This window comes from Streptomyces ureilyticus (genome assembly GCF_011045025.1).
Taxonomy (GTDB): Bacteria; Actinomycetota; Actinomycetes; order Streptomycetales; family Streptomycetaceae; genus Streptomyces; species Streptomyces ureilyticus.
In genome coordinates, this window is the sequence record NZ_JAAKZX010000247.1 from 1 (window position 1) to 12,685 (window position 12,685).

Here is a 12,685-nt window from a genome sequence, read left to right on the forward strand (position 1 = left end):
ACCGCCATCCAGGGCAAGGACACCAAGGAGCTGAAGCTCTCCGCCGTGCGCAACGAGCAGGTCTCTGCGCAACTGGCGATCGCCTCCGGCCAGAACCTCGACAACGTCAAGGCCGTGGTCGGCGACCGCCGGTCCCTAGACTGGCGCCTCCGCTTCGCCTTCCTCTCCCTCATCTGGGGCTTCAGCTTCCTCCTGATCAAGGTCGGCACAGAAGGCTACGCACCCTTCCAAGTGACCCTGGGGCGGCTGGTGTTCGGCACCCTGGTGCTCGCGACAGCGCTTGCCTGGAAGCGCGAGCGGCTGCCGCGCGGGACGCGGACTTGGGGACATCTGGCGGTCACGGCGTTCTTCCTCAACGCCCTCCCCTTCTCCCTCTTCGCGTACGCCGAGCTGACGATCCCGTCCACGCTCGCCGGAATCTGCAACGCGACCTCGCCCCTGTGGGGCATGGCCCTGTCACTGGTCGCCCTCTCCGAGGACCGCCCCACCCGCCGCAGGGTCGCCGGTCTCGGCATCGGCTTCCTCGGCGTGCTCACGGTGCTCGGCGCCTGGCAGGGCTTCCAAGGCCTGGACGCCACTGGCACGGCGATGGCCCTGCTGGCTTCGCTCAGCTACCCGATCGGCTGGATCTACCTCCGGCGCACCCTGGCCGGCTCCAGCCACTCGAACCTCTCGCTGGCCGGCGCCCAACTCCTGCTCGCAACTGCCCAGTTGGCCGTGGTCACGCCACTGTTCACCACCTTGCCGAACCGTTTCGCGGTCCTGCCCCTGCTCGCGACCGTCGCACTCGGCGCGCTGGGCACGGGTGTCGCCATGCTCGTCCAGTACGGCCTGGTCGCCGAGGTCGGCCCGACCACGGCTCAGATGGTCACGTACTTCATCCCGGTCATCGCCACCGCCGCGGGCGTCGCGATCCTCGGCGAGTCGCTGACCTGGTCGACACCGGTGGGCGCGGCCATCGTGCTGGCGGGTGCGGCTCTCACGCAGTCCAGGCCCAAGTCGCAGGCATAGGGCGCGCGTTCAGACGTATCGGCGCGCGGGCGCCTGGTCGATGGCGGAGGCGACCGCGTCCGCGAGCGGCCCGATGTCCTGCGGCGCGAGCGTCGAGACGGTGATCCGCAGGCCGGGCGGCGAGTTCACCCGGAAGCCGGCGCCCGGCGCGACGGCCCAGCCGGAGTGCAGCAGCCGTGCGACGGGACCGGTCTCGTCCGGCACGGACACCCACACGTTCATCCCGCTGCGCCCGTACGCCTCGATGCCGCGCTCCGCGAGCGCGCCGATCAGCGCCTCGCGCCGCCGCCCGTACGCGGCCGCCACCGCCCGTACATCCACCGCACCGCTCGCCCACAGCCGCACAACGGCCTGCTGCAGCAGATGACTCACCCACCCCGGCCCCAGTCGCTGGCGGCCCTGGACGCGGTCGGCGGTGACAGGGTCGCCGGTCAGCACGGCGAGCCGCAGGTCGGGGCCGTATGCCTTGGCGGCCGAGCGCACGAAGGCCCAGTGGTGGGTGACTCCGGCCAGTGGGTGCAGGGGCAGGTCGACGATGCGATGACCGTGGTCGTCCTCGATGAGCAGGGTCTCGGGATGCTCGCCGATCACGGAACGCAGGGCACGCGCGCGCGTGGCGCTCACGGCGGCACCGGTCGGGTTCTGCGCGCGGTCGGTGACGATCAGCGCACGGGCACCCGCGCGCAGCGCACCCCGTATGTCGTCGGGCAGCGGCCCTTCGTCGTCGACGCCGACCGGGAGCGTACGCAGCCCGAGTGCCGGGGCCAGGTCGAGGACGCTGCGCCAGCCGGGGTCCTCGACGGCGACCGCGTCCCCGGGCCTGAGGTGGGCGGCCAGTACGCGCTCGATGGCGTCGAGTGCTCCGGAGGTGACGGTGACGGGCCCGTCCGGCACGCCGTCCGCGTCCAGGTCCGCGCGTGCGAGGCGCGCCAGCTCCGGTTCCACGGCGGCCTGTCCGTAGAGCATCGGCTCGCGGTCCGCGTGGGCCGCTGCCGCCGCGAACGCCTCGGTGAGTGCGGGCAGCAGGGCCGGATCCGGGTTCCCCTCAGACAGGTTGCGCACCCCGGGCGGTACCTCCAGGCGTGAGAGCTCACGGGCCGTCGTGACGGGCTTGGGGCGTACGCGGCTGCCGCGCCGACCCGCGGTCTCGATGACCCCACGCTCCCGCAGCGTGCGATACGCGGCCGCGACGGTATTGGGATTCACGCCCAGTTCGGCCGCCAACTCCCGCATGGGTGGCAGCAGTTGACCGGGCTCCAGGCCTCCCGCGCCCACCGCGCGCTCGACGCTGCCGGCAATCTCGGCTGCACGCCTTCCTTCGATCCGATACTCTCCTAGCACAAAGCAGATTATGCACTAGTGCAATACATCTGGCAAGCGCGCACGCCGAGCACGCGAGCGACCGAAGCACACAAACGACACGGAGAGCTGGAGAGCACCATGACGCACACGGCCCCGCGGCCCGCCGCCTACACCCCGACCGACCGCACCGTCCCCACCCGCTCCCGCGATCGAGCGGCGTACGACCAGGAGACGGTGCACTCGATACTCGACGAGGGGTACGTCTGCCATCTGGGCTTCGTCCGCGACGGAGCACCGGTCGTGCTGCCCACGTTGTACGGCCGGATCGGTGAGCGCCTGTACGTGCACGGCTCGACGGGTTCGCGTCCGTTGCGGATGGCGGGCAAGGCCGACCCGGGGCTCCCGGTCTGCCTCACCGTCACGCATGTCGACGGTCTGGTGCTGGCCCGCTCGGCCTTCCACCACTCGCTCAACTACCGCTCTGTGGTGGTGCACGGGACCGCCCACCAGGTGACGGACCCCGACGAGAAGCGCACGGCCCTCGACACCCTCGTCGACCAGGTGGTCGCGGGCCGCTCGGCGGACTCCCGGCCCGCCAACGCCAAGGAACTGGCCGCGACCGCCGTACTCCGACTCGACCTCGGCGAGGTGTCCGCCAAGCTCCGCACGGGCGGCCCCAACGACGATCCCGAGGACCTGGGCCTGCCGCACTGGACCGGAGTGGTGCCGCTCCACAAGGGATACGGCACCCCCGTCCCGGCCGACGATCTGGCCCCCGGCGTCGAACTGCCCGACTACCTGACGATGCTCTGAGGTTCCTCCTCGGGCGCCTCAGGTGACTCGAATGCCTCAGGTGACTCGAATGCCTCAGGCGCCTCCCGCATCCTCTCCGCCCCGTCTCGCACCTCCGCCATCGCCAGCCCCGCGACCGACCCGAGCATCAGCAACGTACCCACGAGCGTCGCCGCGGTGAGCCGCTCGCCGAGCAGCCCCACGGCCAGTACCGCCGCGCTCACCGGCTCCAGAAGCATGATCACGGAGACGGTGGCCGAGCGGACGACGGCGGCTCCCGCGAAGTACAGCGCGTATGCGAGGGCGGTCGGGATGGCGGCGATGTACGTCAACAGGGCCACCACCTGGGCGAGTTCGGCGGTGTGCGGCACCAGGCCCTCAGTCAGGCCGAAGGGCAGCAGGCAGAGCGTCGTGACGGCGAACGCGCCCAGGGTGGTGGAGGACGCGTCGGCCCCGCCGTCACGCCCCCACCACCGGGTCAGCAGCGTCATCACGGAGTACCCGGCGGCGGACACGAGCGCGAGCGCCACACCCCAGGGCCGCACTGTCGCGCCCTCGCCGCCCAGCATCAGCACCGCGAGGCCGGCGAGCGCCCCGATGACGGCGGCGGTTCCGCCCCGCCCGAGTCGCTCCCCCATGGTCAGCCGCGCTCCGAGCGCGATGAGCACGGGGCCGGCGCCGAGGGTGACGACGGTGGCCACGGCGAGCCCTGTCGCCTCGACGGCGGCGAAGTACGCGGTCTGGAAGATGGCGAGACCGAGACCGGTGATCCCGATCCGCATCAGGGTCGTACGAGGACGAAGGCGCGGCCGGTCGGTGCGACGCGGCCGGGGCCGCAGCAGCCGGGCGGCGAGGAGCAGGAGCAGTCCGCCCGCACAGCGCCAGAACGACAGGGCGATGGGGCCCATGTCGCTCGCCCGGTAGACGAGCGAGGCGGCCGCGCCCGCGGTGCCCCAGGCGACACCGGCGACGGTCAGATAGAGGAGGCCTCGCCCGATGGGCAGGCCGGAAGCAGCATTCGACACGTGTTCTCTCCGCAGATACGCAGTTCGGAAAGGACCACGTCACGCGCGAAGCTCAGCGCAGAGCACAGCGGCGCGTGGAAGGTCCTCGGACTTCGTCTGCGGGCAGCACCGTTCCGCCCGGCCGACGGCCGGGCGTGGATTCCGGAGGGCCCGCCTCAGGCGGCCGGGGGAGGAAGAACGAGTACGTCCGAATGCATGATCGGCAGCCTAGGTGGCGCTGCCCCGCGCCGACAACTCCTTTTCGGAGTCGCCTCCACCACTGGTCACCGGCCCGTCCGAGCCCTTGGCGGGCGTCGACGACTGCGCGATGAACGCGCCGAACAGCACCACCGCGCCGCCCACGAGCTGCGGCGCCGACAGGTGTTCCCCGAGCAGGATCCAGGCGAGGACGGTCGCGATGACCGCTTCGAGGCAGGCCACGACGCCGGCGACCTGCGGGGACAGTCGGCGCACGGCCAGCACGCCGGTGACGTACGCGAGAACGGTGGCGATGAGCACGATCCAGACCAGCAGGTATCCGGCGGCGACCGTCGTGCCGTTCATGTTCGCGCCGCCGCCGAGGACCGACCAGTCCATGCCCCAGGGGCGTGCGACGAGCGTCAGCACGAGCGCGCCGATGAGCAGGCCGTACGCGATGACGCCGAGCGGGTCCGGGGCCTGATCGCCCGCGTCGCCGCCCTGGTCGGACAGGACGAAGTAGCCGACCTGACAGCAGGCCGCGCCGAGGGCCAGCAGCAGTCCGAGGAGATCGAAGCTCAGCCCCGACCACACCTCGACGACACAGGCGAGCCCGCCGACGGCGAGGACGACTCCGAGCGCGGCGGCACGCGTCACCGGCCGCCGCTGCACGAACCGCACCCAGCCGAGAACCAGCGCCGGCGCGAGGTATTCGACGAGCAGCGCGACCCCGACGGGGATCCGGGAGATCGCCGCGAAGTAGCAGGCCTGCACGCCGGCCACGGCGAGCAGCCCGAACCCGGCGAGCAGCGCGGGACGCGTACGCAGCAGCCCCCGGTGGCGGACGGCGAGCGGCAGCATCACCACGGCGGCGCCCGCGACGCGCAGCCACACCACGTGGAGCGGGTCGAGGCCCGCGTCGATCAAGGGCTTGGCCGCGACACCGGATCCCCCGAAGGCGACCGCCGACACGAGCGCGAGGCTCAGCCCGACGCCTCTTCTCCGGGTGCCGTGACTGCTCTCAGACGTACGCATCGACACATGATGACAGGCCATGACAGGAGCGTCATCCCCGATGACACCTGTCTCGACGGCTGGACGCGCACGACTGCGGACGCACCCTCGGAAACCGCCCGCAGCACACCCTGGAGATCCGACCGCGACTGCCCAGGGGAGCGTTGGGGAAGGTCAATACGTTGCGACGCTACGGGCTCGTCTCAACGCCCGGCTCCATCGCTGCGTCGAGACGGGCCCGTAGCGTCGCAACGTCGACCCCCGCCCGCTCCAGGACCTCCACGGCCCGGGACTCGGGATCGGCGACGATGGCCGCGAGCAGATCGATCCCGTCCGCCGGATCGCCGCCACGCCGCGCGGCGAGCGTGCACGCATGTTCCATGGCACCGGCCGCCACCGGGGACCAGCCGTCCTCCCGTACGGTCGGCACGGCACCGGAGTCCTCCACGCCGGTCTGCCAGCGCAGTCCGTAGCCGATGCTGCGCTGCACGAGATAGCCGAGCAGCCGCGCGATGCGGGGCCCGTCGTCGACGACCGCACGTGCCTCCGGGTCAGACTCCAGGAGCGTGTGCAGCAGGTGCGCCGTGTCGATCTGCCGGTCCCCGTCCCGCAGCGCCCTTCTGCGCGCACCGGCGACCACCGCCGCCAGGCCCTCACTGAGCCCGGCCTCGATGTCCATGCTGCGGTTCAGGCCATGATCGGCGGCCTGCTGCCGGGGAATACGGGGTTGCACATCCCTTACCCCATCAGTCCCTTGTAGCCGAGTCATCCTCGCCGGGAAGCATTTTCGCGTCCGACACAGGTTGGGCAGGCGTAGGCGGATTCTCCTCCTTACGGATGACATCACGCCCTTGTCCCTGGCGGAGCGCGCGCTGTCCTGCCTCGCGCCCCACGCGCAACCACCCTGCCCCGGCGCACATCCGCCAGGCCTCCCCATTTTCTGACGGTTCATCAGTATTGAATGTTGCGGTTCCTGCGGCTACGTTCCGCGACACCGTAGCTGCGCCCGGCGCAGCGCCTGACACGAAGGGGTGGTCGCATGGCCGAAGTCAGCGCGGAAGCACGGATCGAGGCGCCCGCCGAGAAGGTCTGGGCGCAGCTCACGGACTTCTCCTCCTACAAGGAGTGGAACTCCACGCACACCAGCTTCCCCAAGGGCGGCCCTCAGGTCCTCGAAGTCGGCGGCACCTTCGAGGAGCACATGAAGCTGATGGGTTTCCCCGCTGAAGTCGACTGGACCATCGAGCAGTTGGAGCCCGCCCGTACGCTGGCGATCCGCGGCAAGGGACCGATGTCCGTGACCGTCGCCACGCGCTACACGCTCACACCGGACGGCGAGGCCGCCACCAAGGTCCGTATCGACGGGGAGTTCACCGGCGCCGCCGTCTCACTGATGGCGGGCAAGCTCAAGGACTCGGCCACGGCGGCCCTCAACGAATCGCTGCGCAAACTGGGCGGGCTGGTCGCCTAGAGCCGCGTCATCACTGGCTCGGCCGCCCCCAACGCACGCCGAAGGGGGTACTTCGCCGGCGAAGTACCCCCCGTGCAGGCCATCGGACATTGGACCGTGATCATCGGCCCTCATCCCGTCAGTCCTCGTCGGCGAGGATCAGATACAACTTCTTCCGGGCGTCATTGATGACGGAGAGCGCCTTCTCGCGCTGCTCCTTACTGCCGGTCTTCCAGACCTGGCCGAACGCCTCCATCAGGCCAAAACCGGCCTGCCGGATATCGCTCAGCGCCTCCCAGTCGACCCCGCGCCCGGCCTCTTCCCAGGGAGCCTCCGGGCCCTCGTCGGCCGCCGTGCGGCCGGACTCGGTGAGCGAGAACAGCTTCTTGCCACCCTCGGTCGCGCTGGTGATCAGGCCTTCGTCCTCCAGCAGCTGGAGGGTGGGGTACACCGAGCCGGGGCTGGGCTTCCACGCCCCGCCGCTGCGCTCGGCGATCTCCTGGATCATCTCGTAGCCGTGCATGGGCCGGTCCTTCAGCAGAGCCAGGATCGACGCGCGTACGTCGCCGCGCCGCGCCCTGCCGCGCGGTCCGCCCCGTCCGCCGCGGCCACCCCAGGGCCCCGGGCCGAAGCCCGGCCCAAAGGGACCGAAGGCGGCCCGGCGCCCTTCGAAACCTCCCCGGCCGTGCGGGCCGGGTCCACCGTGTCCACGTCCGGGACCAGGTCCAAAGCCCGGTCCGAATTCCTCTCCATGGGAACGCATCGCCATCACTCCATTCCATCGTTGATCGATCGCGATGCGTCAACGATATATCGGAATAGCTCGCCCGGCAAGCCCCAACCCGACACCGCTCACGTCCGCCCCCCGTCCCAGAAGCAGCCCGTCTCCGGTCCACTCACCCCGAATTGGCCTTGGCCTGCGGCTTCGATCCGCGCTTAGCGTCAGCGTCATGCGGATTCGAATCGTCGACGCCTTCACCGACCGCCCCTTCGCCGGCAACCCGGCCGGGGTCCTCCTCCTCGACGCCTTCCCCGACGACGCCTGGCTCCAGAACGTGGCCCTGGAGGTCAACCACGCGGAGACGGCGTTCGCCCACCCCCTTCCCGAGGGCGGCGACGCCGACTGGGCACTGCGCTGGTTCACGCCCGTCACCGAGGTCGCGATGTGCGGCCACGCGACCCTCGCCACCGCACACGTGCTGGCCACCACGGACGCCGCCCAGGGGCCCGTACGGTTCGCGACCAGGAGCGGCGTCCTCATCGCCACCACGAACGACGACGGGTCCATCACGCTGGACTTCCCGACCGCGCCGCTCACTCAGGTCGAGGTTCCGGCGGGCCTGGCCGAGGCCCTGGGCGCCGAACCGCTCAGCGCCCACGACACGGGCCCGAACGTCGGCGACCTCCTCGTCGAGCTGGCCGACGAGAAGACCGTCCTGGGCCTCAGCCCCGACCACAAGGCCCTCGCCCGGCACTCCGAGCGAGGCATCATCGCCACCGCCCGCGCCGAAGACCCGTCACAGGGCCATGACTTCGTCTCGCGCTGCTTCTTCCCGAGGATGGGCATCGACGAGGACCCGGTCACCGGCAGCGCCCACACGGCGCTCGCCCCCTACTGGTCCGAGCGCCTCGGCCGCCCCGACCTCACCGGCCTCCAGGCGTCCCCTCGCTCGGGCCTGGTCCGCACCCGCCTCAACGGCGACCGCACCCTGCTCACGGGCCGCGCGGTCACCGTCATCGAGGGCGAACTGCACGCGTGAGCAGCACAGAAGGGGCGTACGAGATCCTCGTACGCCCCTTCCCATCTGCTCACGCGGTGGGCAGCCACCCCACCTTGCCCGCCAGCAGCGCGTACCCCACGAACGCCCCGATGTCGAGCAGCGAGTGGGCGACCACCAGCGGTCCGACGCGGCCCCAGCGGCGGTAGAGGTAGACGAAGACGACGCCCATCACCATGTTCCCGATGAACCCGCCGATGCCCTGGTAGAGGTGATACGAGCCGCGCAGCACGGAGCTGGCCATCAGCGCGGCGCCCGGCGTCCAGCCCAACTGGTCGAGCCGGCGCAGCAGATACCCGACGACGATCACCTCCTCCAGCACGGAGTTCTGCACCGCGGAGAGAATCAGTACCGGGTACTTCCACCACACGTCGGGCAGCGATTCCGGCACGACGGTGAGGTTGAAACCGAGGCCACGGGACGCCAGATAGAAGGCGATGCCCGTGCTGCCGATCACCGCTGCGATCGCCGCACCACGGCCCAGATCCGGCCACGGACGGCTCCGGTCGAAGCCGATGGTGCGCAGCCCCGCCCCCTCACGGAGCAACAGGTGCGCGACGAGCACGACCGGCACCAACGCCGAAGCGATCCCGAACAACTGCCAGGCCAGATCAAGCCATGGACGCCCCGGCGCCGCCGAGGCGTTCAGATTGGCCGCCTGATCCTTCAGTCCCCCGGGTTTCGTCACCGAGCCGACAAAGCTGATCAGCGCGGAAACCCCGCTCGCACCGAGCGACACCCCGAGCACGAGCAGCATCTCATCGCGGAAAATTCGCCGCGTCGGCCGCTCCGCTGGAAAAGAATCGGCCATCGACCCCGCCTCCGCCTGCACACGTGCCTCCAGTTGTGTAATCCCGCCTCATCCCCATCCTGGCCCCGCCGAGGTCTCGAAAGAAGCTACGACGATCGCGCGCGCCAGGCCGTCGGGGGACGGACGCCGTACGGGGCATACCTCCCTTTCAAGCCACGTCATACGGCCGCTGTACGGCTCACGGCTCACGCACTCTCAAGCAGGGGAGGACACCACCGCATGGGACGTCACAGCTTGCCCGACCGGCACGGGAGGAGGACAACCGCCCCCCGTCCACGCGCCCGGCGCCGCAAGATGGCGATCGCGACGGTGCTCGTTCCCTCCGTCGCCGGGGCACGGTTGCGGCGATCGAAGGCGGACTGCTGTCCTTCCGCCCGACCTGCCAGGACAGCGCGATGCGCCTCGGGGTCGCGGCCGCCCCGTATAAGCCCGACTATCGCGATCGCCGTCAGCCCTGCTGCCGACAAGCACGAGGCCGACAGATCGCGAGGGCGACGGGCGGTTCGGGCCACTTCGTCACCGACCCGTCCGAGATCCACTCAGTGAGCCCCAAGGCCATCTTGCAGGCGGGCAGCCGGAGTTGACCGCCTCAGTGTGATCGCGGGATCGCCACGCCTGATCGCGGTTTCGCCAAGCCGGATCGGGGGTTCACCCCAGCGGGATCGCCGGCTCCGGCAGCCCCACCGGCCAGGTGTGCACCGGCTCACCGAGGTGCATGAGCTCGCAATAACGTTTCGTCATGGCCGCCAGCGCCGCTTCCCGGCTCATGCCGGTCTCCAGCGCCCGGTGGAACGTACTGGCTTGCCAGGACGCCCCGTTCACCCGGCGTCTGCATCTTTCCTCGATCACCCCGAGGTAGAGGTCCCGGTCGGCCGGCTCGACACCCCACGCGTCCAGGCCCGCCTCCGCGAGAGGCAGCAGCTCGTCCAGCACCAGTTGCACCGCGGGGATCCGCGTGGTCCCGCCGTAACGGCCGCGCCGCGGCCACTGCAGGTGTGCGTCGATGCCGTACCGGCACGCGTGGTCGAAGTTGGCGGCGGCGGCCTCGAAGGGCAGCCGCGTCCACACGGGCCGGGCCTCCTCGGCGAGGGCGCGGATGAGTCCGTAGTAGAAGGCCGTGTTGGCGATGACGTCGGTGACGGTGGGACCGGCGGGCAGGACGCGGTTCTCGACGCGCAGATGGGGGACGCCGTCGTCGATGCCGTACACCGGCCGGTTCCAGCGGTAGATGGTGCCGTTGTGCAGCACGAGTTCGCCGAGCCGGGGTATGCCGCCGTCGTCCAGGACCTGCTGCGGATCCTCGTCGTCGCAGATCGGCAGCAACGGCGGGAAGTAGCGCAGATTCTCCTCGAAGAGGTCGTACGGCGACGAGATCCACCGCTCCCCGAACCAGGTGCGCGGACGGACGCCCTGGGCCTGCAACTCAGGCGGACGGGTGTCGGTGGACTGCAGGAACAGCGGCGGCCGGGACTCGCGCCACAGCTCACGGCCGAACAGGAACGGGGAGTTGGCGCCGACCGCGACCTGCACGGCCGCGATCGCCTGCGCCGCGTTCCACACGTCGGCGAAGCGGCCGGGCGTGACCTGGAGGTGCAACTGCACGGAGGTGCAGGCGGCTTCGGGGGCTATGGACGCGGACGTACAACTGAGCCGCTCGACGCCGTCGATGTCGAGCGTGAAGTCCTCGCCGCGGGCGGCCACGATCTGGTCGTTGAGCAGGGTGTAGCGGTCCACGTCGGAGAGGTTCGCGGAGACCAGGTCGTCGCGGGCGAGCGTGGGCAGAATGCCGACCATCACGACGCCCGCGTCAACCTCGTTCGCTTTGCGATGGGCATATGCGAGTGAGGTGCGCAACTCCTCGGCGAGGCGGTCGAATACCCGGCCTCCCAATCGGTGTGGGGCAATGTTGACTTCCAGATTGAACATGGCGAGTTCTGTTTGGAAATCACGACTGGCGATCCGTTCAAGTACTTGAGCGTTCATCATGCGCGGCATGCCGTCCGGTCCCGCGAGATTGAGCTCGATCTCCAGGCCCATGAGGTTCTTCGGGCGGTCGAACCGCTCCTGAGCCAACAGCCGCTCAAGCCCCGCCAGGCACTGCCGGAGCTTGCCGCGGTAGCGCTGCCGATCGGACAGGCCGAACGACGCTGCCTCGACCTTCTCCCCCATCGAAGCGTCCCTCCTCGACTGGGCAGCCCGACGAGCCGGCCGCTGACGTGTCCCGAGTCACGGGGGATGATGCCCAGGCAATGCGATCGATAACGTCCTGGACGGGCTTGTCGGCCGCTACCCTGAACGCAGGCCCTTCGGGCACATTCACGCGGCATGAGGCAGAACACCGTTTTCGGCCGGGCGATGACCGCTTCTCCGATGAGTTGCGGTCTCGTAAAAAACGCCGACGACATTTGGCCGACCGTTTCGGTGAGGTATCCCGAGGTCGCCGCCGGGCATCCACAGAGAATCGGGATGAAAGGCACTTATCGACGACCGAATTGTGCCTGGCCCTTAATCTGCGCAACGGCTAGACGAAACACTGCCTGAACGTGCGTCGTATAAACTTCTCGAACGAGGCAGAGAGTCGGCGCTCGTGGTCGCCGGACCTGTCGTCACAGTGACGCCATGCACCTAGTGGTGAGCCGCGCAGCGTCTGATGTGTGCGATCGCAAAGCGACAGCGGAACCTCGCGAGCGTACGCGCCAGACGCCGCGCGACAGGCGGCACGGTGGCCCACAGGCCGGGAACCCCGCCCCTCTGCCCACGAGTGCTGACAGCGTCGTCCGCCCCCGTCCTCGCGCCATCTGTGCCTGTCGAATGAGAGGCGACCCACCATGCCGCTGCATGTCCCTCCGGCTCCCGCGCCCGCTGTACGTAGCGTCCTCACGGCCCTCGGTTCCCCCACCGCCGTCCGCGAGGCACCGACCCCGTCCCTGCGCAACGCTCAGGGGCCCGCCACCCCCGACCTCCCGCTGCCCGTCCACGTGCTCGACCGGATCAGTCCGGCGGGCGCCTCGGCCACCCGTCTCGCCGGGTGGCGCTTCCTCATCCGCTGCGGCGGGTCCGCCGTGGCAGCCGCCGAGACCAGGCTGACCCCTGACGGCTGGGCCTTCTCCCACTTCTTCGAGGGTCCGTACGTCACGGCCACCGAGCACGCCCTGCGCCAGGCGGAGTCCATGACGCAGTCGTACCAGCCCCGGCTGCTCTCCGTACCCGAGCTCTACATGCTCACGCTCTGGCTGCACGGCGACTGCACCGCGGACGGCGCCGAAGGCCACCCCGCCGCCACCGATCTCCTGGTGCCCCTGGCGCCCGCCCCGCCCGGCATCGC

Annotated in this window: 12 protein-coding genes; 5 read left to right on the plus strand and 7 right to left on the minus strand. The window is 70.3% G+C overall.

Going from position 1 to position 12,685, the window contains the following annotated elements; translation table 11 throughout:
* The first annotated feature begins 78 nt into the window (after positions 1-78).
* A complete protein-coding gene (locus tag G6048_RS41770; RefSeq protein WP_328828534.1) occupies positions 79-1,011 on the plus strand; it encodes a DMT family transporter in 933 nt (310 codons plus the stop codon).
* A 9-nt stretch (positions 1,012-1,020) separates the two neighbouring features.
* Here G6048_RS41770 and G6048_RS41775 read toward each other — a convergent pair whose 3' ends face one another.
* Complete coding sequence (locus G6048_RS41775; RefSeq protein ID WP_165344831.1) at positions 1,021-2,352, minus strand: aminotransferase class I/II-fold pyridoxal phosphate-dependent enzyme; 1,332 nt, start codon at positions 2,350-2,352, stop codon at positions 1,021-1,023.
* Positions 2,353-2,451: 99 nt separating this feature from the next.
* Between G6048_RS41775 and G6048_RS41780 the strand changes: the two genes are divergently transcribed.
* The gene (locus G6048_RS41780; protein ID WP_165344832.1) at positions 2,452-3,126 is read left to right on the plus strand and encodes a pyridoxamine 5'-phosphate oxidase family protein; all 675 of its coding nucleotides are present in this window, start codon (positions 2,452-2,454) and stop codon (positions 3,124-3,126) included.
* Here the strand turns inward: G6048_RS41780 and G6048_RS41785 are convergent.
* The 3 genes from G6048_RS41785 to G6048_RS41795 form a co-directional block, all read right to left on the minus strand.
* Positions 3,108-4,130 (minus strand): DMT family transporter, encoded by a 1,023-nt coding sequence (locus tag G6048_RS41785; protein WP_165344833.1) that lies wholly within the window; start codon positions 4,128-4,130, stop codon positions 3,108-3,110. The two genes, G6048_RS41780 and G6048_RS41785, sit on opposite strands and share 19 nt — an antisense overlap.
* A gap of 207 nt (positions 4,131-4,337) precedes the next feature.
* A complete protein-coding gene (locus tag G6048_RS41790) occupies positions 4,338-5,342 on the minus strand; it encodes an EamA family transporter (protein ID WP_206342793.1) in 1,005 nt (334 codons plus the stop codon).
* 169 nt (positions 5,343-5,511) lie between these two features.
* Positions 5,512-6,054, minus strand: a complete 543-nt coding sequence (locus tag G6048_RS41795) for a Clp protease N-terminal domain-containing protein (protein ID WP_328828529.1) — start codon at positions 6,052-6,054, stop codon at positions 5,512-5,514.
* Positions 6,055-6,360: 306 nt separating this feature from the next.
* Between G6048_RS41795 and G6048_RS41800 the strand changes: the two genes are divergently transcribed.
* Positions 6,361-6,792 (plus strand): type II toxin-antitoxin system Rv0910 family toxin, encoded by a 432-nt coding sequence (locus G6048_RS41800; protein WP_165344835.1) that lies wholly within the window; start codon positions 6,361-6,363, stop codon positions 6,790-6,792.
* A gap of 118 nt (positions 6,793-6,910) precedes the next feature.
* Here G6048_RS41800 and G6048_RS41805 read toward each other — a convergent pair whose 3' ends face one another.
* On the minus strand, positions 6,911-7,534 hold the full coding sequence (locus G6048_RS41805; protein ID WP_165344836.1) for a PadR family transcriptional regulator: 624 nt from the start codon (positions 7,532-7,534) through the stop codon (positions 6,911-6,913).
* A gap of 187 nt (positions 7,535-7,721) precedes the next feature.
* Here G6048_RS41805 and G6048_RS41810 point away from each other — a divergent pair, with 187 nt between their 5' ends.
* On the plus strand, positions 7,722-8,531 hold the full coding sequence (locus G6048_RS41810) for a PhzF family phenazine biosynthesis protein (protein WP_165344837.1): 810 nt from the start codon (positions 7,722-7,724) through the stop codon (positions 8,529-8,531).
* A 49-nt stretch (positions 8,532-8,580) separates the two neighbouring features.
* On the opposite strand, the gene G6048_RS41815 is transcribed toward G6048_RS41810, so the two are convergent.
* Complete coding sequence (locus tag G6048_RS41815) at positions 8,581-9,381, minus strand: CPBP family intramembrane glutamic endopeptidase (RefSeq protein ID WP_165344838.1); 801 nt, start codon at positions 9,379-9,381, stop codon at positions 8,581-8,583.
* Positions 9,382-10,008: 627 nt separating this feature from the next.
* Complete coding sequence (locus tag G6048_RS41820) at positions 10,009-11,529, minus strand: glutamate--cysteine ligase (protein WP_165344839.1); 1,521 nt, start codon at positions 11,527-11,529, stop codon at positions 10,009-10,011.
* A gap of 659 nt (positions 11,530-12,188) precedes the next feature.
* On the opposite strand from G6048_RS41820, the gene G6048_RS41825 reads away from it, so the two are divergent.
* Positions 12,189-12,685: hypothetical protein (locus G6048_RS41825; protein WP_165344840.1), on the plus strand; the 497-nt coding region annotated here is incomplete at its 3' end.